General features: G+C 61.8%; 21 protein-coding genes. 15 read left to right on the top strand and 6 right to left on the bottom strand.

All coding sequences use genetic code 11. The annotated features are described in order from the left end of the window. The 5 genes from BMH52_RS00005 to BMH52_RS00025 form a co-directional block, all read left to right on the top strand. Positions 1-540, top strand: a 540-nt coding sequence (locus tag BMH52_RS00005) for a ribonucleotide-diphosphate reductase subunit beta (RefSeq protein ID WP_143192505.1), incomplete at its 5' end; no start/stop codon positions are given. Positions 541-770: 230 nt separating this feature from the next. After that, positions 771-1,259 carry a DUF1289 domain-containing protein gene (locus BMH52_RS00010; RefSeq protein WP_014718664.1) on the top strand — a complete coding sequence of 163 codons (489 nt, stop codon included), beginning with the start codon at positions 771-773 and terminating at the stop codon, positions 1,257-1,259. A 49-nt stretch (positions 1,260-1,308) separates the two neighbouring features. Beyond that, entirely contained in the window at positions 1,309-2,229 is a 921-nt protein-coding gene (locus tag BMH52_RS00015) for a class I SAM-dependent methyltransferase (protein WP_073842460.1), read from the top strand. A gap of 148 nt (positions 2,230-2,377) precedes the next feature. Continuing rightward, positions 2,378-3,094 (top strand): phosphatidylcholine synthase, encoded by a 717-nt coding sequence (gene pcsA, locus BMH52_RS00020; protein ID WP_014718666.1) that lies wholly within the window; start codon positions 2,378-2,380, stop codon positions 3,092-3,094. A gap of 109 nt (positions 3,095-3,203) precedes the next feature. Then, on the top strand, positions 3,204-3,983 hold the full coding sequence (locus BMH52_RS00025) for a TSUP family transporter (protein WP_073842462.1): 780 nt from the start codon (positions 3,204-3,206) through the stop codon (positions 3,981-3,983). On the opposite strand, the gene nudC is transcribed toward BMH52_RS00025, so the two are convergent. Together nudC and BMH52_RS00035 are read right to left on the bottom strand one after the other, a co-directional pair. Then, positions 3,951-4,784: an NAD(+) diphosphatase gene (gene nudC, locus BMH52_RS00030; RefSeq protein ID WP_032901605.1), complete on the bottom strand. Its 834-nt coding sequence runs from the start codon at positions 4,782-4,784 to the stop codon at positions 3,951-3,953. The two genes, BMH52_RS00025 and nudC, sit on opposite strands and share 33 nt — an antisense overlap. A 5-nt stretch (positions 4,785-4,789) precedes the next feature. Continuing rightward, positions 4,790-5,602, bottom strand: a complete 813-nt coding sequence (locus tag BMH52_RS00035; RefSeq protein WP_073842464.1) for a crotonase/enoyl-CoA hydratase family protein — start codon at positions 5,600-5,602, stop codon at positions 4,790-4,792. A 184-nt stretch (positions 5,603-5,786) separates the two neighbouring features. Between BMH52_RS00035 and BMH52_RS00040 the strand changes: the two genes are divergently transcribed. The 3 genes from BMH52_RS00040 to BMH52_RS00050 all read left to right on the top strand — a co-directional run bounded on the left by BMH52_RS00040 (position 5,787) and on the right by BMH52_RS00050 (position 8,182). Beyond that, positions 5,787-6,341: a UPF0149 family protein gene (locus BMH52_RS00040; RefSeq protein ID WP_073842467.1), complete on the top strand. Its 555-nt coding sequence runs from the start codon at positions 5,787-5,789 to the stop codon at positions 6,339-6,341. Positions 6,342-6,474: 133 nt separating this feature from the next. Continuing rightward, positions 6,475-7,731, top strand: coding sequence for a 3-phosphoshikimate 1-carboxyvinyltransferase (gene aroA, locus BMH52_RS00045; protein ID WP_014718670.1), 1,257 nt, complete (start codon positions 6,475-6,477; stop codon positions 7,729-7,731). A gap of 61 nt (positions 7,732-7,792) precedes the next feature. Further along, positions 7,793-8,182, top strand: a complete 390-nt coding sequence (locus BMH52_RS00050; RefSeq protein ID WP_034127625.1) for a hypothetical protein — start codon at positions 7,793-7,795, stop codon at positions 8,180-8,182. Position 8,183: 1 nt separating this feature from the next. Here BMH52_RS00050 and BMH52_RS00055 read toward each other — a convergent pair whose 3' ends face one another. Next, the gene (locus BMH52_RS00055; RefSeq protein WP_073842468.1) at positions 8,184-8,783 is read right to left on the bottom strand and encodes an NAD(P)H-dependent oxidoreductase; all 600 of its coding nucleotides are present in this window, start codon (positions 8,781-8,783) and stop codon (positions 8,184-8,186) included. Between the two features lie 72 nt (positions 8,784-8,855). Here BMH52_RS00055 and BMH52_RS00060 point away from each other — a divergent pair, with 72 nt between their 5' ends. Then, positions 8,856-9,458: a TetR/AcrR family transcriptional regulator gene (locus BMH52_RS00060; RefSeq protein ID WP_014718673.1), complete on the top strand. Its 603-nt coding sequence runs from the start codon at positions 8,856-8,858 to the stop codon at positions 9,456-9,458. Here BMH52_RS00060 and BMH52_RS00065 read toward each other — a convergent pair. Both BMH52_RS00065 and BMH52_RS00070 read right to left on the bottom strand, forming a co-directional pair. After that, positions 9,448-10,125, bottom strand: a complete 678-nt coding sequence (locus tag BMH52_RS00065) for a GNAT family N-acetyltransferase (RefSeq protein WP_073842470.1) — start codon at positions 10,123-10,125, stop codon at positions 9,448-9,450. The genes BMH52_RS00060 and BMH52_RS00065 overlap by 11 nt on opposite strands. Before the next feature lie 56 nt (positions 10,126-10,181). Then, positions 10,182-11,066, bottom strand: coding sequence for a LysR family transcriptional regulator (locus BMH52_RS00070; protein ID WP_073842472.1), 885 nt, complete (start codon positions 11,064-11,066; stop codon positions 10,182-10,184). A 113-nt stretch (positions 11,067-11,179) separates the two neighbouring features. On the opposite strand from BMH52_RS00070, the gene BMH52_RS00075 reads away from it, so the two are divergent. The 6 genes from BMH52_RS00075 (at position 11,180) to BMH52_RS00100 (ending at position 19,154) form a co-directional block, all read left to right on the top strand. Continuing rightward, complete coding sequence (locus BMH52_RS00075; RefSeq protein ID WP_072434096.1) at positions 11,180-12,412, top strand: MFS transporter; 1,233 nt, start codon at positions 11,180-11,182, stop codon at positions 12,410-12,412. A gap of 38 nt (positions 12,413-12,450) precedes the next feature. Beyond that, complete coding sequence (locus tag BMH52_RS00080; RefSeq protein WP_072434095.1) at positions 12,451-13,161, top strand: FadR/GntR family transcriptional regulator; 711 nt, start codon at positions 12,451-12,453, stop codon at positions 13,159-13,161. 106 nt (positions 13,162-13,267) lie between these two features. Continuing rightward, the gene (gene lhgO / locus BMH52_RS00085) at positions 13,268-14,461 is read left to right on the top strand and encodes an L-2-hydroxyglutarate oxidase (protein ID WP_072434094.1); all 1,194 of its coding nucleotides are present in this window, start codon (positions 13,268-13,270) and stop codon (positions 14,459-14,461) included. Positions 14,462-14,517: 56 nt separating this feature from the next. Next, a complete protein-coding gene (locus BMH52_RS00090; protein ID WP_014718679.1) occupies positions 14,518-15,843 on the top strand; it encodes an MFS transporter in 1,326 nt (441 codons plus the stop codon). Positions 15,844-15,925: 82 nt separating this feature from the next. Then, positions 15,926-16,777 (top strand): CAP domain-containing protein, encoded by an 852-nt coding sequence (locus tag BMH52_RS00095; protein ID WP_014718680.1) that lies wholly within the window; start codon positions 15,926-15,928, stop codon positions 16,775-16,777. A 172-nt stretch (positions 16,778-16,949) separates the two neighbouring features. Further along, entirely contained in the window at positions 16,950-19,154 is a 2,205-nt protein-coding gene (locus BMH52_RS00100) for a GAF domain-containing protein (RefSeq protein WP_073842474.1), read from the top strand. Here BMH52_RS00100 and BMH52_RS00105 read toward each other — a convergent pair. Continuing rightward, a complete protein-coding gene (locus tag BMH52_RS00105) occupies positions 19,133-20,293 on the bottom strand; it encodes a diguanylate cyclase (protein ID WP_019816876.1) in 1,161 nt (386 codons plus the stop codon). The two genes, BMH52_RS00100 and BMH52_RS00105, sit on opposite strands and share 22 nt — an antisense overlap. Positions 20,294-20,327 lie beyond the last annotated feature (34 nt).

Here is a 20,327-nt window from a genome sequence, read left to right on the forward strand (position 1 = left end):
TTCGAAACAGGCACAGTCGAGACCGACAAGGAACTGCTGCGCAACCTGGTCGCCTACTACTGCGTACTGGAAGGCATCTTCTTCTACTGCGGCTTCACCCAGATCCTGTCCATGGGCCGCCGCAACAAAATGACCGGCGTGGCCGAGCAGTTCCAGTACATCCTGCGCGATGAGTCGATGCACCTGAACTTCGGTATCGACGTGATCAACCAGATCAAAATCGAAAACCCACACCTGTGGGATGCCGAGATGAAGGAAGAAGCGACCCAGATGATTCTGCAGGGTACGCAGCTGGAGATCGAATACGCTCGCGACACCATGCCGCGCGGTGTTCTCGGCATGAACGCGGCGATGATGGAGGATTACCTCAAGTTCATCGCGAACCGTCGCCTGTCGCAGATCGGCTTGAAGGAAGAGTACCCAGGCACCACCAACCCGTTCCCGTGGATGAGCGAGATCATGGACTTGAAGAAAGAGAAAAACTTCTTCGAGACCCGTGTGATCGAGTATCAGACTGGCGGCGCGTTGAGCTGGGACTGAATCAACACGAACCAAAAAATGTGGGAGCGGGCTTGCCCCAATGCCAGTCAGTTAAGGGCTTTTTGTAGGAGCGAGCTTGCTCGCGAAAAACTCACAGGCGCCGCGTTCATTCAGCTAGCACGCGTTATCGTTGACGATTTTCGCGAGCAAGCTCGCTCCTACACTGGCATTGGGGCTTGCCCGCTCCCACATTGGCTATTGTGATCCATAGACTTTGCAAGTAAGCCTTTATGCCCAACCACACCATCAAAACCCCCTGCGTCGGCCTGTGCTCCACCGTCTACGGTGACCTGGTCTGCCGGGGCTGCAAGCGTTATCACCACGAGGTGATCCAGTGGAATGGCTATAACGCCGAGGAAAAACAGGCGGTGTGGCTGCGTCTGGAACAACTGCTGGTGCAGGTGATGGCCAGCAAGCTGGAAGTGTTCGACCCGCACTGCCTGCGACAGCAGCTGGAAGCGCGCAAGATTCGTTTTATGCCGCACCAGTCGCCGTATTGCTGGGCATACCAGTTGATTGCGCGCGGAGCGCGGGTGATTTCCAAGCTGGATGCCTATGGGTTGACGCTGTTACCGGAGTTTCGCGAACGCCACCTGGCGGATTTGCGCGATGCGATAGATCGAGAGTTTTTTCTGCTGTCCGAGGCACATTACGAGCGCTATATCGCTCCGGTTTTCTTGAAGGAGTCATTCGGCCCGGCGCTGATTGCCACGCGCTGACCCACAGTTGTGTTTAAAATGCCGCCCGCCCGATGACTGACCCTTAACGATGAACCCAGACGCACTCGCTACCCTGCACGCCCACTTGCTCACTGCCCTGGCTGACGCGCCCGCGGAAACCCGGCGCCTGTTCCATGGCCGTGGCCGCTGCTGGCCGGGCCTGGAACAACTGACGGTGGACTGGCTGCAAGGGGTGGTGCTGGTAGCGTTGTTCAAGGAAACCGAGCACCTGCTGGCCCTGAAGCAGACGCTACTGCACATCGACTGGGCCGCTTTCGGCGCGCACACCGTGGCCCTGCAGCACCGCTACCTGCCGCAAAGCACCACCGAATGGCTGGTGGGCGACGCCATCGACGAGTTGACCATCACCGAGGGCGGCCTGCGCTACCTGATCGACCTGGGTAAAAAACAGAACAGCGGGCTGTTTCTCGACATGCGTTACGGGCGCAACTGGGTACGTGAGCAAGCACAGGGCCAGCGCGTGCTGAATTTGTTTGCCTATACCTGCGGTTTTTCCGTGGCCGCCATCGAAGGCGGCGCCGACCATGTGGTGAACCTGGACATGGCCCGTGGTGCCCTCAGCCGTGGCCGCGACAACCATCGTTTGAATGGGCACGACCTGAGCCGGGTGAGTTTCCTGGGCCACGACCTGTTCAAGTCCTGGGCCAAGGTGACGAACAACGGTCCTTATGACCTGGTGATCATCGACCCGCCCTCCTTCCAGAAAGGCAGTTTCCTGCTGACCAAGGATTACCAGCGCGTGCTGCGCCGCCTGCCGGACTTGCTCAGTGCCCACGGCACCGTACTGGCATGCATGAACGATCCGGCCTTCGGCGAAGATTTCCTGATCGACGGCGTGACCCGCGAAGCACCGGGCCTGCGGTTTGTACAGCGGCTGGAAAACCCACCGGAATTTCCTGACATTGATCCGCAGAGTGGACTAAAGGCACTGGTGTTCCGTCAGGGCTGATGCCGAAACATCCTACGCTTGCTACGCTAACGGATACGCCGGGCGGTGAACCTTATCCTCCCCTTCCCGGTCGATACCTGCATTCCCTGGCCAGACTCGACGGCGCTACGTCGTCGGCTGCCCCGTTTGACCTTTTGGAGAACCGCCCGTGATATCGACCCTGCATGTAGCCAGACTCAAAGCCTGGGGCGCCCACGGCTTTACCGCCACCGGTGTGGTACTGGCCTTTTTGGCCACCCTGGCGCTGCTGGAAAACTCCCCCAAGGCGTGCCTGCTGTGGCTGGGCCTGGCACTGGTGGTGGATGGCGTCGACGGCTCGCTGGCGCGACGGGTGAATGTCAGCACGGTGCTGCCCAGCTTTGACGGCTCGGTGCTGGACCTGGTGATCGACTACCTCACCTACGTGTTCATTCCTGCCCTGTTTATCTACCGCTACATCGACCTGCCCGAGTTCACCCACCTGTTTGCGGTGTCGGTGATCCTGGTGTCGTCGCTGTTCTGCTTTTGCAATGTGAACATGAAGAGCAAGGACAACTACTTCGTCGGCTTCCCTGCCGCCTGGAACGTCGTTGCCCTGTGCGTCTATATCATCCAGCCGGATGCCTGGGTCACCTTGCTGACCGTGATCGGCCTGGCGCTGTTGACCGTGACGCCGATGAAGTTCCTGCACCCGTTCCGGGTCAAGCGCTTCATGCCGATCAACATCGCGGTGACCACTATCTGGCTGCTGTGCAGCTTCCTGATGGTGGTGGATTACCCGAATACCAACCCTTGGACATTTGGCTTGTGGTCGCTGATGTCGGCGTACTTCCTGGGTATCTGCATCTGGCGCACGGCCGTGGAATGGCTGGGCGCGCACAAATAACCAGGCGGGCCCGGTAAAAGATGTGGGAGAGGCTTGCCACCTCCCACATTTGAGTCACATCGCAGTAAGATGCTGGCCTTCTGCGGCCCTCCAACAATAAGCCCTGCCCATGCCCTTCGAACTCAGCGTAGACCTCACCACCCTGGCCATCCTGGCCGTTGTCGCTTTTATCGCCGGTTTTATCGACGCCATCGCCGGCGGTGGCGGTTTGTTGACCACCCCGGCCCTGCTCACCGCCGGTATGCCGCCGCACCTGGTGCTGGGCACCAACAAGCTCAGCTCCACCTTCGGCTCGGCCACCGCCAGTTTTACCTTCTACCGCCGCAAGCTGTTCCACCCACGCCAATGGGTGCACGCCATCGTCGGTACCTTGATCGGTGCACTGACCGGCGCGGTCGTCGCTCATTACTTGCCTGCCGAAACCCTGAACAAGATGCTCCCGGTGATCGTCTTCGCCTGCGGTGTGTACCTGCTGTTCGGGGGCACGCCCAAGGCGCCACTGGATGCCGAGGCACCGATCAAAAAGAAATGGCAAGCCACCCAGGGCTTTGGCATGGGCTTTTACGATGGCGTGGCCGGGCCCGGCACGGGGGCGTTCTGGACGGTCAGCACGATGCTGCTGCACCCCATCGATCTGGTGAAGGCCAGCGGCGTGGCGCGCAGCATGAACTTCGTCAGCAACGCCGCGGCGCTGACGGTGTTCATCATCAATGGGTCGGTGGACTGGATCGTCGGCCTGGCGATGGGTGTGTCGGTGATGTGTGGCGCGTTCTTTGGCGCACGCAGCGCGATCAGCGGCGGCGCCAAATTCATCCGCCCAGTGTTTATCACCGTGGTGCTGGGCCTGACCGTGCGCCTAGCCTGGCAGCACTGGTTCAGCGTGGCCTAGGCGGCGGGCCACGTAGAGGTCGATCAGGTAACGCGCAATCGAGCGTGACGCCGGCAACGGCGGCAGCTCGTGGATATTGAACCACTGCGCGTCCTCGATCTCGTCGGCCTGCGGCACGATATCGCCACCGGCGTATTCGGCGTGAAAGCCCAGCATCATCGAGTGAGGGAACGGCCAGCATTGGCTGCCCATGTACTGGATGTTCTTGACCTCCAACTGCACCTCTTCGCGCACTTCACGGATCAGGCAGTCTTCGGCGGACTCACCCGGCTCGGCAAAACCGGCCAGGGTGCTGTAGACCCCCGTGACGAAACGCGGCGAGCGCGCCAGCAGGATGTCATCGCCACGGGTCACCAGCACGATCATGCTTGGCGAGATGCGTGGATAGCTGCGCAGGTCGCAGGCCTGGCAATACATCGCCCGCTCCCGCGGCACCTGTACCATCGCCTGGCCGCAACTGCCACAAAAACGGTGCTCCCGCGCCCAGGTGCCGATCTGCGCGGCGTAGCCCAGCACCTTGTACAGGGTGTGATCACCTTGCAGCATAAAGCCACGCAAGCCTTGCCAACTGCACCCTGGCACCTCTGCCGACGCGTTGAGTTCCAACAGGTACACCGGCTCGCCATCGAGATGGCCGATGCCGTGTTCGGCAAACACCGACAGGTCCTGGCGCTTGAGCCATTCGCGCGGGAACAGCGGGCCGTTGGTATCGTGTAAAAAGCCTTCGCGGCTGCGGGCGACGGCCCAGCCGCCGGGGGCGTCGTTGTCCAGCAGCGTTGTGGTAATCCAGCCTGGGGTCATGTCAGTCAATCCACGAATTCGGGTTTCTGCTTACTCATATGGGCCGCGATGGCCACGCGCAGGTCGTTGGATTGCAACATAGCCGAGTTCCAGGTGGCAACGTATTCCAGGCCGTCATTGACTGTGTGGTCACGCATGTAGCTGATCATGGCCTTGGTGCCAGTCACGGCAATCGGCGACTTGGCGGCGATTTGCTGGGCCAGGTCCATGACACCCGCCAGCAGGCTTTGCTGATCGGCAAACACGCGATTGACCAGGCCGATGCTGCGCGCTTCTTCAGCGCCGAATTGACGACCGGTATAGGCCAGTTCACGCAGCATGCCATCGCCGATAATGCGCGGCAGGCGTTGCAAGGTGCCGACGTCGGCGGCCATGCCGATGTCGATTTCCTTGATCGAGAATTGCGCGTCTTCGGCTGCGTAGCGCATGTCGCACGCGCTGATCAGGTCGATGGCGCCGCCAATGCAGTAGCCCTGGATCGCCGCCAGCACGGGCTTGCGGCAAGTGTCCACGGCGTTGAACGAAGCTTGCAGCTCGAGAATCTTGCGGCGCAGCAGGCGCGCATTGCGACCCACGTCCTTGCCAAAGTCATTGGCGATCGAGGCCAGCATCATCAGGTCGATGCCCGAGGAAAAGTGCTTGCCCGCCCCGCTGAGCACCACGGCACGCACGGCGTCGGTCTCGTCGACCCATTGGAAGATGTCGATGATTTCGGTCCAGAACGCCGCGTTCATGGCGTTGATCTTTTCCGAGCGATTGATCTGCACATGGGCAACGTTGCCACTGAGTTCGACAACGAAGGCTTGGTATTCGGACATGGCAGTGATCCCTGACTGGCGATTGAGAAAGGCCAGACTATATCAAGGGTGCGCCACGGCGCATCGGCCAAAAACGGGACTGGTCACGGTGAGGGAAAAGACGCTGGATAAAACCCGATGCACAGGCCATCCTTTGCGCTTTAAGCCGCGCTGTGCGCGGCGCTCGACGTTTTAAGGATATGCCATGCACGCCCAACCCCTCGCTCCCGCCGATTTCGAATTCATTGACGCCACCTTGCTCAAATACGGCGAAGACCACTCGGTGCTGAACATGGCCGAACTCGACGGTTATTTCACCGCCCTGGTTTCCAGCCCGGCCAAGGTGGATGTGGCCGAGTGGTTCCCGGCGATCTGGGGTGGGCAAAACCCTGAATGGGACAACATGGACGAGGCCCAGGCTTTTCTCGAGCTGTGTGTACGCCATATGAATACCCTGGCCGCGCAATTGGCCACTGACTCCCAGGCATTCAAAGCCCGTTTCGATGAAACCGAACATCAAGGCCAGGCGGTGACCCTTGCCGAGGAATGGTGCTTTGGTTATGTGCGCGGCGTGACAATCGCCAACTGGCCGCCATTGCCCGCTGTACAAGCCGGGCAACTGGAGCGGATTTCCTGGTGCGCCGAACAGGACAATTTCGAATTGCCGGCGGATCTGGATGTAAACGCCCATCAACTGCAGGTCAGCGCAATCGAACCGGCTGCACGGGCGCTGCATGACTACTGGTTGAGCCAGCGTTAAGGCAGTAGGAGCGCATGCCAATAAATCACGCAGATCACCCACTCACTCGACAAGCATGGCGTGTTTGCCTGATGATTCGGGTCCGCACGTCGGCCACTCCACGCCACCTCGCCTTGACCAGGAGCCTTGTACCTTGAGTTCGCAGAAAACCGTGACCGTTACACCGCCCAACTTCCCCCTCACTGGCAAGGTCGCGCCCCCCGGCTCCAAATCCATTACCAATCGAGCGCTGTTGCTGGCGGCACTGGCCAAGGGCACCAGCCGTTTGAGCGGTGCGCTCAAAAGTGATGACACGCGCCACATGTCGGTCGCCCTGCGGCAGATGGGCGTCACCATCGACGAGCCGGACGACACCACCTTTGTCGTCACCAGCCAAGGCTCGCTGCAATTGCCGGCCCAGCCGTTGTTCCTCGGCAACGCCGGCACCGCCATGCGCTTTCTCACGGCTGCCGTCGCTACCGTGCAAGGCACCGTGGTACTGGACGGTGACGAGTACATGCAAAAACGCCCGATCGGCCCGCTGCTGGCCACCCTGGGCCAGAACGGCATCCAGGTCGACAGCCCCACCGGTTGCCCACCGGTAACCGTGCACGGCGCGGGCAAGGTCCAGGCCAGGCGTTTTGAGATTGACGCAGGTTTGTCCAGCCAGTACGTATCGGCCCTGCTGATGCTGGCGGCGTGCGGCGAAGCGCCGATTGAAGTGGCGCTGACCGGCAAGGACATTGGCGCCCGTGGCTACGTGGACCTGACCCTCGATTGCATGCGTGCGTTCGGGGCCCAGGTCGACGCCGTGGACGACACCACCTGGCGCGTGGCCCCCACCGGCTATACCGCCCATGATTACCTGATCGAACCCGACGCTTCCGCCGCCACTTACCTGTGGGCCGCAGAAGTACTGACCGGTGGCCGTATCGATATTGGTGTAGCCCCACAGGACTTCACCCAGCCCGACGCCAAGGCCCAGGCCGTGATCGCGCAATTCCCGAACATGCAGGCCACGGTGGTGGGTTCACAAATGCAGGATGCGATCCCGACCCTGGCGGTGCTCGCCGCGTTCAACAACACCCCGGTGCGCTTCACTGAACTGGCGAACCTGCGCGTCAAGGAATGTGACCGCGTGCAGGCGCTGCACGATGGCCTCAACGAAATTCGCCCGAGCCTGGCGACCATCGAGGGTGATGACTTGCTGGTTGCCAGCGACCCCGCTTTGGCTGGCACCGCCTGCACCGCACTGATCGACACCCACGCCGACCATCGCATCGCCATGTGCTTTGCCCTGGCCGGGCTGAAAGTCTCGGGCATTCGCATCCAAGACCCGGACTGCGTAGCCAAGACCTACCCTGACTACTGGAAAGCCCTCGGCAGCCTGGGCGTTCACTTGAGCTACTGACACACAAACCTGTAGGGGCGAGCAAGCTCGCTCCTACAACTGAACCTTGCCGGGAGCGTCAATGACCCTTCGCCAACCCTGCCCACCCGGCGCCTGTGTCTGCAACCGTGAACAACTGCTGGAAGCTCCCGGCGCTGATCTGCGCATTCTGCAACTGACGCGACAGCAGGAAAAAATCCTGCTGGAGCGCCTGGAAAACCTCAAGAGCCTGCAAGACCTCGAACACTTGCAACAGCGGATGTACGACCAACTCGGCATCCGCGTCCACATCGCGCCCGGGCATACCGAGGTCAAAAGCATGCGCGGGATCCAGATCGTCATCGACGAACTGCCGGGCATGTGCCGCAAGACTCGCCAGTCGATCCCCGCCTCCATTCGCCGTGGCCTGGAGAAAAACCCAGAGATTGCCTACCGCTTGCTGGACGCCCACGACCTGTTTCGCGACGCTTGAATTATCCCGCGACGGCCTCACGCTCAAACAACCCCTGCCCCACCGCCCAGGCCTTGTGCAAATGCGCCTGGGCCGTGCCACTTTCCGAGTCCAACAACAACTCGGAAGTGAGTACCCGCGCCCCGCAATAATCAAAGATGCCGTAGTCGATCTGGGTATTCATGGCCTTGGCATAACCGTGTCGCTCAAAGGCACTGTCATCAGCCCCACCCAGGGCCAGCAGATGCACCTGCAAATGCCTTAGTTTCTTCTGCACCGGTGTATCGGGGCCGTAATCAATCGCCCAGCCATTGACGAATACGCGGTCGACCCAACCCTTGAGCAATGCCGGCATTGACCACCAGTAGATGGGGAATGCCAGCACCAGCGCGTCGGCGCGATCGATGCGGGCCTGCTCGGCCACCACGTCGGCTGGCGGCGTCGCCCGAGTACGGTGCACCCGATGGTCGGCCGCGCTGTAGCGTGGGTCGAACCCTTCAGCGGCAAGGTCGGCTATTTCAAAGGTGTGGCCAGAGGCGCTCAAGCCCGCGCCCACCTCGGCGGCCACGCTGTGGGTGAGGGATTGCGGGTCGTGATGGGCAACAACGATCAGTGCGTGCATGACTTTGACTCCGTTTCGGCTTAATCTACTTTTAGTAAGTTACGTCGAATAAGTTACTTTTGGTATATAAACATGTCAAGCAATGAATCCCCTGCCCCCCGTCGTCGTTTGTCCCGTGAAGATCGCCTGCGCCAGTTACTCGACGTCGCCTGGCAATTGGTGCGTGACGAAGGCACCGACGCCCTGACCCTGGGCCGCCTGGCCGAGCTGGCGGGCGTCACCAAACCAGTGGTGTACGACCACTTCGCTACACGCGCGGGGTTGCTGGCCGCGCTGTATGCAGACTTCGACGAGCGCCAGGACCAGGTGTTTGCCGATGCCATCGCCACCAGCAAGGCGACGCTTGAGGACCGCGCGTGGGTTATCGCGTCGTCGTATGTCGATTGTGTGTTGTTGCAAGGTCGGGAAATCCCCGGGGTGATTGCCGCCTTGAGCGGTTCGCCGGAGTTGGAAGCGTCCAAGCGCGAATACGAGGCGATCTTCCTCGATAAGTGCAGAGACGCGCTGTCGCCCTTCACCCACGGCGGCAGTATTTCCCAGGCCGGGTTGCGCGCCATGCTCGGCGCGGCGGAAGCCCTGTCCCATGCGGCGGCCAATGGCGAGATCAGCCGCGAGGAAGCTCAGCAGGAACTGCTGGAGACTATCCTCGGGATGGTCATGCGCGTCAGGCCGTAGGCAGACGGCCCTGGACGAACAGTTGCGCCTTGCGCGTCAACTGGTCCAGGTGCCGATCACGCTGTTTCTCCGCATCGACCATGGCGCGCTTGCCGTGTTTTTGCAGCAGGTAGGTGTGGATCTGCCGCACTTCCAGCGAGCTGTAGATTGAAGCCACATCCAACACGCCCATCAGCCCATCGGTGCCGTAGTTGCGGGTGTTCATCACGACCAGGGTGCCACGCGCACCGCGTACCTGGAAACCCATGGCTTCGAACACCGCAACCTTCTCTACCGCACAGGCCAGTTCGGCGTGGGGATAACGCGCCAACACCTCGTCCAGCAGGCTGCGTGCCACACCCTGGCGACGAAAGCGGGCGTGTACCGCCATAAACGCGATGCCACACGCGTTCGGGTCATCCTTCACCGGCAGGTACAGGCAAAAGCCCACCACCGTCTCGTCTTCCATCGCCACGACCAACTCGACGGCGATGCCCTTTTCGCCATTCAACGCCTCAAGGTACAGGTGTACCTCAAACCCGATGGCGTACTGGTAGATGTTGTAGAGCAGGTTGCTCGGTGCCAGCGCTACGCTGCTGATATCGGTGAGGTTGTCCACCACCATCTGCAGGATCTGGCTGTTGACCGGTTCGGGGCACGGCGTGGTGTAGCGTGTAAGGCTGAACATGCAAATTCCTGGGGTTTCGCGTCAAGGCAGCGGCGATTGTACCTGTTGCGCGCCGCTCATGGCCCGCACACCTCGCGCAAACACGCGCGCAGCCAGCGATGGGCCAGGTCGGTATCCTGTCGTGGATGCCACAGCATCGCCACGGTAAACGGCGGCAACGTCACCGGCAGCTCAAAACAGTGCAACCCTCGAGGCGGCACAGTGATGTAGCGCTCAGGCACGCTGGCGATCAGGTCGGTGTCACGCGCCAGGGCGATGGCCGTATTGAAACCGGCGACCACGATGCTGACCTGCCGAACCAGACCTTGCGCCTCAAGGGCCTCATCGATCTGGCCACGGTCCTGGCCGCGCCGCGACACGTAGACATGTTGTCCCTGGGCGAAACGCGCTGCGCTCAAGGGGCCGCGGCTCAGAGCATGGCCCTCGCGCACCACGCCCACCAGGCGATCACGGAACAGCGCCTGGGTCAGCACCTCCGGGCTGGCGCCGACATCGACCACACCGGTTTCCAGGTCGACGCCACCGTCGCGCAGCAGCGCACTGTGCTTGTCGCTCTTGTGCACGAAACGCAAGCGCACCCCTGGAGCCTCCTGGGCGATACGCGCGAGCAATGCAGGGCCGAAGCGTTCGACGAACTCCTCACTGGTGCGCAGGGTGAAGGTGCGCACCACCTCATCCAAGTCCAGGCTGTGCGCCGGGCGCAATACCGCATGGGCGTCCTGCACCAGTTGGCTAACCTGTTCGCGCAATTGCAACGCCCGGGGCGTCGGCACCAGGCCGCGCCCGGCACGTACCAGTAGCGGATCGCCCGTGGCCGCACGCAAACGCGCCAGGGCCCGGCTCATGGCCGAAGGGCTCAGGCGCAGGCGCTGGGCGGCGCGAGCGACGCTGCCTTCGGCAAGCAACACGTCGAGGGTGATGAGTAAATTGAGGTCGGGCATGCGGGCTCCTGATCAGGCGTTGGGTGCAGCTATAACCTGCAAGCCATGCGTCTTCCGCCATGTTAGGCGACGCCGTAGATTTGTGACAGGTGCATTCACTCAAGGAAACGCGCATGCAAACCTCCACACGCGGCGGCCTGGTCGCCTTGTCGCTGTCCATGTTGCTGGCCGCCCTGGGCACCAGCATCGCCAATGTCGGCCTGCCCAGCCTGGCGCACGCCTTCGGTGCCTCGTTTCAGGCCGTGCAGTGGGTGGTGCTCGCCTACCTGCTGGCCATCACCGCCGTGATTGTCAGCGCCGGGCGCCTGGGCGACCGTCTGGGGCGCCGGCGCTTGCTGCTGGCCGGGTTGCTGGTGTTTGCCCTGGCCTGCGCCGGGTGTGCCGCCGCGCCAACCCTGCCCTGGCTGATCGGCGCACGGGCATTCCAGGGCCTGGGCGCGGCGATCATGATGGCGATGACCCTGGGCATGGTGGGTGACACTGTCACGAAAGAGAATACCGGCCGAGTCATGGGCCTGCTGGGCACCCTGTCGGCACTCGGCACGGCCATGGGTCCGAGTGTCGGCGGGGTATTGCTCAGCCTGTGGAGCTGGCGCGCGCTGTTTTTGATCGGCCTGCCCTTGGCGGGTGTGGCTGCCGCCTTCGCCTACCGTTATTTGCCGGTGGATGCTCACCGCCGCGACGCTTGGCCAGGCGATACAGTCTGGGCGCCCCTGCGCGATGCGCCGTTGCGCGCCGGCCTGGCCATGAGTGCCCTGGTGTCGGCGGTGATCATGGCCACGTTCGTGGTGGGGCCGTTCTACCTGTCACGTGGCCTGGGCCTCGATCCCGCCTGGATGGGCTTGGCCATGGCCGTCGGGCCAACGGTCGCGGCGGTGACCGGTGTACCGGCGGGTTACCTGACCGATCACCTTGGCAGCCAACGCCTGACCCTCGTGGGGCTAAGCGTGATGCTGTGCGGGGCCCTGTTGCTGTCGCAGGCGTCCGGGCTTGGCGTTTATCTCGCGGGCCTGATCGTGTTGACGGCCGGCTACAGCCTGTTCCAGGCGGCCAACAACACGGCGGTGATGAGCGATATACAGGCGACACGCCGAGGCACAGTGTCCGGCCTGCTGAATCTGTCACGGAACCTGGGCCTGATTTTCGGCGCCTCGGCCCTCGGCGCGGTGTTCGCCCGCGCCACCCCGGATGTCAGCCTCGCCGCGCCCCAGGCGGTGGCTGCCGGCCTGCACGCCACCTTCGCCATGGCGGTAGGTTTGCTGTTACTGGCGGTGCTGATTGCCTGGAGACGTGGGTATTCCCTGGCCAGCGCGAAGCAGACAAATATTGACAAGCTAAAATCGTAACGACTATTGTCTGACAACCTGATCACCAAGGTTTTCCCATGCTTGAGCTCCAGCGCCCCGATTCGCTTGTCGTACGGGTTGTCAGCGCCATTCGCGCAGAAATCGAATCCGGCCAACTGGCCCCGGAGTCGCGCCTGCCGACCGAACAGCAACTGGCCGAACAACTCAACGTCAGCCGTTCCGTGGTGCGTGAAGCCATTGCCCAGCTCAAGGCCGACGGTGTGCTCACCGCCCGCCGTGGCCTAGGCTCGTTTATTTCGCAGACCCCTGCGGGCACTGTGTTTCGGTTTCCGCAGCCCAACGGTCGACGACCTGACCTGGCGCAGATGTTCGAAGTGCGCCTGTGGATCGAAACCCAGGCCGCTTCGATTGCCGCCCAGCGCCGCGACAGTGCCGACCTGCAGCGCATGAAAAGCGCGTTGCAGGCCATGCAGGACAACCGCGACGACTATGAAGCCGCAGCCCTGGCCGATGTGGAATTCCACCGTGCCATTGCCGACGCCAGCAAGAATGACTACTTCGTGGCCTTCCATGACTTCCTCAGGAGCCAGTTGGCCAGTGCGCGTAAAACCGCGTGGGAGAACTCGGCGTCGCGCTTTGCCACCGGTTCGGCCGATGCCACCCAGGAACATCAACAGCTCTACCAGGCCATTGCCGACGGCGACGCCCAACGCGCCGCCGCCAGTGCCGAGGCGCACCTGCGTGCCGCGGCGCGACGCCTGCAACTGGAATTACCGACCACGAACTGATCCACCTTGTTTGCAGCGTGTCCGCGGACACGCCATTTTTTTAACAAAAACATTAGTCTGACAACCTGATAAGCAGACTGAAATGTACAGCCTAGGTACTTCTGCAATGATTCATGACTTTTGCATTATCGGCGGCGGCATCGTCGGCCTGGCCACCGCCATGGAGCTGCTCAAGCGCCAACCGGGCGCGTCGCTGGTGATCCTGGAAAAAGAGACGGTGCTGGCCAAGCACCAGACCGGCCACAACAGCGGCGTGATCCATGCCGGCATCTACTATGCACCCGGCAGCCTCAAGGCCGACTTGTGCAAGCGCGGCGCCGAAGCCACCAAGCAGTTCTGCCGCGAACACGGGATCAAATTCGAGGTGTGCGGCAAGCTGCTGGTGGCCTCAAGCCCGCTTGAAATGCAACGCATGGAAGCGCTGTACGCCCGTGCCCAGCTCAATGGCATGCAGGTCGAGCGCTTGAATGCCGAACAACTGCGCCAGCGTGAACCAAACATCGTCGGCCTCGGCGGCTTGTTTCTCGATGCCACCGGCATTGTCGATTACCGCCAGGTGTGCGAGACCATGGCCCAGGTGATTCGTCGCAGCGGTGGGCAGATCTGCCTGGAGCGCACCGTCACCGCCATCCAAGAAAATACCGACACGGTCACCGTCAACACCGAGGGCGAGACCTGGCAGGCCCGCCACCTGGTGGTGTGTGCCGGCTTGCAGTCGGACCGCCTGGCCCGCCTGGCCGGCATCCGCATCGACCATCAGATCATCCCGTTTCGGGGCGAATACTTCCGCCTGCCCGCCACCAAGAACAACATCGTCAACCATCTGATCTACCCGATCCCCGACCCGGAGCTGCCCTTCCTCGGCGTGCACCTGACCCGCATGATCGACGGCAGCGTCACCGTCGGCCCGAATGCCGTGCTGGGCCTGGGCCGCGAGAACTACCGCAAGTTTTCGGTGAACTGGCGCGACGTGGCGCAGTACGCCAGCTTCCCCGGTTTCTGGAAAACCCTGTGGCAAAACCTCGGCTCCGGCACCACCGAGATGAAGAACTCGTTGTTCAAGTCCGGCTACCTGGAGCAGTGCCGCAAGTACTGCCCGTCCCTGACGCTCGATGACCTGCTGCCCTACGAGGCCGGCATCCGTGCCCAGGCGGTAATGCGCGACGGCAGCCTGGTGCACGACTTTCTGTTCGCCCAAACCTCACGAATGCTGCATGTGTGCAATGCGCCCTCACCGGCCGCCACCTCAGCCATGCCCATCGGCGCGATGATCGCCGACCGCCTGTTCCACCCCCAGTAAGACCGCACCGCCCGCTCACCCAACAATAACTACAAAGACCCAGAAGGAAGTCCAGCATGTCGGCATCCGCCTCCATTCCCGGTACCGAAACGCCCGAACAAACCCGCAAGCGCCTACGCAAAGTAGCCGCCGCCACCATCTTCGGCTCGATGCTGGAGTGGTACGATTTTTACCTGTACGCCACCATGGCGGCGATTGTGTTTTCGAAGATCTTCTTCGATAACAGCGACCCGAAGACCGCCACGCTGATGGCCTTTTCGACCTTTGCCATCGGCTTTATCGCCCGCCCCTTCGGCGGCATCCTGTTTGGCTACCTGGGCGACAAGTTCGGGCGCAAGCAAGTGCTGGTGCTGACCTTCTGCCTGATGGGCGTGTGCACCACCTTGATCGGCTTGATCCCCAGCTACGCCTCCATCGGCATCTGGGCCCCGATCCTGCTGGTGTTTATCCGCATCATCCAGGGCCTGGGCGCAGGTGCCGAGTTGTCGGGCGCGGCAGTCACCTCCTACGAGCATGCCTCCCAAGGCAAGCGTGGCAGCCAGGGCGCCTGGCCGGCACTGGGCCTGAACCTGGGCCTGTTGCTGTCCTCACTGACTATTTACCTGCTGACCATCAACGGCAACGAGTTCCTGCTGGCCGGCGGCTGGCGCATTCCGTTTATCTGCAGCATCGTGCTGGTAGGCGTCGGCCTGTGGGTGCGCAACAGCATTCCGGAGACCCCACAGTTCGAAGCGCTGAGCACAGAAAAAGCCAAGGCCAAGCCATCGCCTCTCAAAGCCTTGTTCAAGAATGACCTCAAGGGCCTCGCCGTGGTGTTTTTTGTCGCGATTGGCTACAACGCCCTGAGCTACATCTTCAAGACCTTCTCCCTGGCGTACCTGACCCAATTCAAAGGCGTGGACGTGCATGTCACCTCGCTGTCGGTGACCATCGCCAGCCTGGTGGCCATCGTCGCCGTGCCCTGCTTCGGCTGGCTGTGTGACAAGTGGAGCAGCAAGACCGTGTTGATGCTCGGCGGGCTGTGCTCGCTGTTGTTCGCCTACCCGTTCCTGGCCCTGCTCAACAGTGGTGAAAGCCTGATGATTTACCTCGCCATCGGGGTGGGCACCGGAATCCTCGCGCCGATGATGTTCGCCCCCCAGGGTTCGTTCCTGAGCCGGCAGTTCCCGACGCAAACGCGCTCATCGGGCTTTGGCACCGGGCGGGAGATCGGCACCGCCATTGCCGGTGGCCTGGCACCGCTGGGCGCGCTGTCGATGGTAGCGGCCTCGGCCACCCACTCCACCGATGGCGTGGTGGTGATCCTCGCGATTTCTGCCTTGTTGGTGGTGGTGTTTGCCCTCTGCGATCAGGGCGCGAAACACTCGACATTCAAGAACTGAGCAAAAAAAGTTCGGACCAACGGGTGCATGGATGCACCTGGATCGCGCATCATGGGCACTTTCAAGCTCAAGGGTAACGTCCATGCGCGTTCTGTCATTGATGATGGGTCTTACGACGCTGGCCGCCACTACGGTGTTCTGCGCCAGCGCGATGGCGAATGAAGAAAGTCAGTTAGTCCAACAGATCAACCAATACCGCAGCCAGGTGCAACGCTGCGGTGACCAGGGTTCCCAGGAGCTTCCGCCGCTGACCAGCGACACGCGGCTGGTGCTGCCGGCCTCCAATGTCGGCGATTTGCAGCAGTCGCTGGCGCGCGCTGCCTACCCGATGGTGAATGTGCAGGCCATCAGCCTGTCCGGGCCCAAGGATGCCGAGGCCGCGATGAAAGCGGTGCGCGAAAGCTTTTGCCGCGTAGTGCTCGATCCGCAATTTGTCGACATCGGCGTCAGCAACAGCGGCCAGGACTGGCGCATCGTGCTGGCTCGCCCGTTGGTGACCAGCGGCCTGGGCGATTGGCAGACCGAAGGCAGAAAACTGCTCGACCTGATCAACACCGCCCGTGCCGAGCCGCGCCAGTGTGGCACCCAGGCGTTCACCGCCACGGCGCCCCTGTCGTGGAACGACACCCTGGCCGGCGCAGCCAACAGCCATACCCGCAACATGGCCAACGGCAATTTCTTCGACCACCTGGACCCCGACGGCCGCACGCCGGGTGACCGCGCCGAGTTGGCGGGGTATATCGCGAAGAATATCGGCGAAAACATCGCCGCCGGCCTCGACACGCCGCGCAAGGTCGTCGACGGTTGGCTCGCCAGCCCCGGCCACTGCGCCAACCTGATGAACCCGCAGTTTCGCGAATTGGGTGCTGCCTACGCCATGGACCCCAAGAGTGACGCGGGCATCTATTGGACGGGCTTATTCGGCACGCAATAAGGTTGGGCGCCGGCCCAACCCGGCCAATAATGACGGCGTGCAAATAGACAATGAAATCAAAGTGCTATCAGGGAGATAATCGCGCTGAACTGAATGCGATCATTCCGGTCTGTTGCTAGTCGGTATGACTCTTCAAAGCTAAACAGTACGTAGCAAGCAAGGTGTGAACCCCATGATGAATTGGCTGCAAGGCAGCAGCGAAATGGCAGAGCGGGTTCGTCAGCACGATTGGGCCAGTACGCCCCTGGGGCCACTTGAACACTGGCCCGATGTGTTGAAGACAACCGTTGCGCTGTGCTTCGCGTCGAGTTTCCCCCAGGCCATCGTCTGGGGGCCTCAGTTGATTACCCTCTACAACGACGCGTTCACGCCGATCCTGGGTAGCAAACCCGACGCCTTGGGCCGCCCGTTCAACGAGATCTGGCACGAGGTGTGGGACGATATCAGCCCTATCGCCGACGCCGCGTTCGATGGGCACGCCACCTATATCGAAAACTTCCCGCTGTTGATCCAACGCAACGAAGCGCCGGAACAAGCCTATTTCACCTTCTGCTACAGCCCGATTCGCAATGCCCAAGGTGTAGTGGTCGGTTTGCTCGACACGGTGACCGAAACCACTGCCACGGTGTTCCTCGCCCGTCGTCTTGAAGTGCTGGACGCCATTAGCAATAGCGTGACCAACGCTACCGACGCCGAAACCATCCTGACGTCTACGACCCGCCTGCTGGCCGAACATCTGCAGGTGTCCATCTGTGCCTACGCCGACATGGACGAGGATGAAGATGGCTTTACCATTCGAGGCGACTGGTCGGCGCAAGGCTCGCCGAGCATCATCGGCCATTACAGCCTGGCGGCGTTTGGCGAATGCGCGGTCAACTGCCTGCGTGCCGGCGAGCCACTGGTGATACGCAATAATCTGATCGAGCTGCCGCCCCATGACGCCGCGAGCTTCCAGGCACTCGGTGTGACGGCCACCATTTGCATGCCCTTGATCAAAGACGGGCGGCTCACCGCACTGATGGCCGTACACGACAAAGTGCCGCGTTTTTGGTCGTCCTACGACATCGCGCTGTTGGGCGAAGTCACCGAACGTTCATGGGCGCATATCGAGCGCGTGCGTGCCGACGCCGCCGTGCGTAAGGGCCTGGCCGCCTATGCGGAACTCAATGCCAGCCTGGAGCAGCGCGTGAATGAGCGTACCCGTGCGCTGGCCGAAGCCGAAGCTGCACTGCGCCAGTCACAAAAACTTGAGGCCATCGGCCAACTGACCGGTGGCGTCGCCCATGACTTCAATAACCTGCTGACCATTATCCGCTCATCCGTGGATTTCCTGCGCCAACCGGGCCTGTCCGAAGAGCGTCGGCAACGTTATATGTGCGCGGTGTCCGACACGGTGGAGCGGGCCAGCAAGCTCACCAGCCAACTGCTCGCTTTTGCCCGTCGCCAACCATTGAACCCGCAGGTGTTCGATGTCGGCCAGCGCGTGCAGAACATCGGCGAGATGCTCGAAAGCGTCACCGGCGCACGCATTCATGTGCAGGTGCAATTGCCCGATCGGCACTGCTATGCACGCATCGACCCAAGCCAGTTCGAAACCGCGCTGATCAACATCGCCCTAAACGCCCGCGATGCGATGGACGGCCAGGGTACCCTGACCCTCAAAGTCGCCAGCGAGCAAACGCTGCCACGTATTCGCGGGGATGCCGAGTCGTGCATGCCCTACATCGCCATTTCCCTGGCCGATACCGGCACCGGGATTCCCAGCGATACCTTCGAACGCATCTTCGAGCCGTTCTTCACCACCAAGGCCGTGGGCAAAGGCACGGGCCTTGGCCTGTCGCAGGTATTCGGCTTTGCCAAGCAGTCAGGCGGCAATATCGATGTGGCCAGCACCCTCGGCCAGGGTACGGTGTTTACCTTGTACCTGCCGCAGGTCGAAGGCGAAGCGGCGCCAGATCAAGACCCGCATACAGACTTGCCAGCGCCTCAAGAGGCTGCTCATCAGCACGTGCTGATCGTCGAGGACAACCTTGAGGTAGGACGCTTCGCCAGCCAGATCCTCAAGGACCTGGGTTACCAGACCACGTGGGCGACCAATGCCGAACAGGCGCTGAACCTCGCCGGCACAGACGTCCAGGGGTTCGATGCGATTTTCTCCGACGTGGTGATGCCCGGCATGACCGGCGTGGCCATGGCCAAGCTACTGCGCCAGCGCCGCCCGGACCTGCCCGTGGTACTCGTCTCCGGCTACAGCGAGGAACTGGCGGACAGCGGCTATGAAGGCTTTGAGTTCCTCGCCAAGCCCTACTCCGCCGACCAGGTTGCGCGAGTGCTGGCAAAGGCGATGAGCAAGGATCAGTCGACAACCGCCACCTGATTGCGGCCCGATGCCTTGGCCTGGTACAGGGCCTTGTCGGCGCTGTTCATCAAGCCGTTCAAATCCAGAGGCTGAGCGTGGGTCGATGCCACGCCCAAGCTTGCGCTCACCCCTTGTACAGGGTCGGCGGGCAAGTGATAAATCGTCTGGAGCAACTGCTCGGCAATGCTGCGTGCGGTCTCCAATGAGGTATTGGGCAGCAGCACTGCAAACTCCTCGCCCCCCAGGCGACCGTAGATATCGGTCTGGCGAAAGGACGCGCTGATCACCGCGCCAATCTGACGCAACACCTGGTCGCCGGCCTGGTGGCCGTAGGTGTCATTGATGGCTTTGAAGTGGTCCATGTCCATCATCAATGCACACAACGGCTGCTGCTCGCGAAGGCACTGGGCATACAGCAACTGAGCCTGTTCGTAGAACGCCCGACGGTTCATCAGCCCGGTCAGTTCGTCGGTCTGAGCGGCGCGGGTGGAAATATGATGAGCGCGTTCCATTTGCCTCGTCAGGCGAAAGGCTTTTTCCAGGGCATCGGAGAGTTTGCGCGTGGCACCGGCCACAAACGAAGCAAACACCAGCACCGCCAACGCCACGCCGACCTGCATCGGCGAAGGCTGAAACAGCATCCATACCGTACAGGGAAGCAACACCAGCGCCATCGAGCCCAGCGTCATGTAGCGATAGGCTGAATAACAGGACACCGCGCTCACCGACATGCCCACGGTAAACAGCATCACCAGCACCTGGGATAAGCGGTCATCGACCGGCATCACCGCCAGCGCCCCGCCGCCCCAGATACCCGCCGACAGCATCAGCGTGACCCAGTAGCGGCGTTCCCAACGGGCGGGCGTGCGCGCCGCGTCAGGGCAGCGAAACCATTGCACGAACAGATGCAGGCGCACCAATGACGAGCCCGCCAACAGTACCAACCACACCAGGATGACCTGATGATCGAACCGATCCCAGCACAGCCAGCAGAGCATGACGGCGCCCAGGTAGCTGCCGAAGATCGCCGAGAATGATTGACGAAACAGCTGGTGCAAACGGTCGGTTCGCACCTGCTCTTCGATGGAGTGACCCTGGTCCTGCCCGAGGCTATTCATGGGGTTGGCCTGTTTGACCGGCGACGGCAAAGGCGCCATTGTGGCACCTTGCCAGCAAGCCGAACAGCGGCAT

This window comes from Pseudomonas sp. BTN1, assembly GCF_001907715.1.
Lineage (GTDB): Bacteria > Pseudomonadota > Gammaproteobacteria > Pseudomonadales > Pseudomonadaceae > Aquipseudomonas > Aquipseudomonas paracarnis.

Bases quoted from the DNA above. Each gene is read 5' to 3' on its own strand.
- BMH52_RS00010 (WP_014718664.1), top strand. From the start codon at position 771: ATGCCCAACCACACCATCAAAACCCCCTGCGTCGGCCTGTGCTCCACC.
- BMH52_RS00015 (WP_073842460.1), top strand. From the start codon at position 1,309: ATGAACCCAGACGCACTCGCTACCCTGCACGCCCACTTGCTCACTGCC.
- BMH52_RS00025 (WP_073842462.1), top strand. From the start codon at position 3,204: ATGCCCTTCGAACTCAGCGTAGACCTCACCACCCTGGCCATCCTGGCC.
- nudC (WP_032901605.1), bottom strand. From the start codon at position 4,784: ATGACCCCAGGCTGGATTACCACAACGCTGCTGGACAACGACGCCCCC.
- BMH52_RS00035 (WP_073842464.1), bottom strand. From the start codon at position 5,602: ATGTCCGAATACCAAGCCTTCGTTGTCGAACTCAGTGGCAACGTTGCC.
- BMH52_RS00040 (WP_073842467.1), top strand. From the start codon at position 5,787: ATGCACGCCCAACCCCTCGCTCCCGCCGATTTCGAATTCATTGACGCC.
- BMH52_RS00050 (WP_034127625.1), top strand. From the start codon at position 7,793: ATGACCCTTCGCCAACCCTGCCCACCCGGCGCCTGTGTCTGCAACCGT.
- BMH52_RS00055 (WP_073842468.1), bottom strand. From the start codon at position 8,783: ATGCACGCACTGATCGTTGTTGCCCATCACGACCCGCAATCCCTCACC.
- BMH52_RS00060 (WP_014718673.1), top strand. From the start codon at position 8,856: ATGTCAAGCAATGAATCCCCTGCCCCCCGTCGTCGTTTGTCCCGTGAA.
- BMH52_RS00065 (WP_073842470.1), bottom strand. From the start codon at position 10,125: ATGTTCAGCCTTACACGCTACACCACGCCGTGCCCCGAACCGGTCAAC.
- BMH52_RS00070 (WP_073842472.1), bottom strand. From the start codon at position 11,066: ATGCCCGACCTCAATTTACTCATCACCCTCGACGTGTTGCTTGCCGAA.
- BMH52_RS00075 (WP_072434096.1), top strand. From the start codon at position 11,180: ATGCAAACCTCCACACGCGGCGGCCTGGTCGCCTTGTCGCTGTCCATG.
- BMH52_RS00080 (WP_072434095.1), top strand. From the start codon at position 12,451: ATGCTTGAGCTCCAGCGCCCCGATTCGCTTGTCGTACGGGTTGTCAGC.
- lhgO (WP_072434094.1), top strand. From the start codon at position 13,268: ATGATTCATGACTTTTGCATTATCGGCGGCGGCATCGTCGGCCTGGCC.
- BMH52_RS00090 (WP_014718679.1), top strand. From the start codon at position 14,518: ATGTCGGCATCCGCCTCCATTCCCGGTACCGAAACGCCCGAACAAACC.
- BMH52_RS00095 (WP_014718680.1), top strand. From the start codon at position 15,926: ATGCGCGTTCTGTCATTGATGATGGGTCTTACGACGCTGGCCGCCACT.
- BMH52_RS00100 (WP_073842474.1), top strand. From the start codon at position 16,950: ATGATGAATTGGCTGCAAGGCAGCAGCGAAATGGCAGAGCGGGTTCGT.
- BMH52_RS00105 (WP_019816876.1), bottom strand. From the start codon at position 20,293: ATGGCGCCTTTGCCGTCGCCGGTCAAACAGGCCAACCCCATGAATAGC.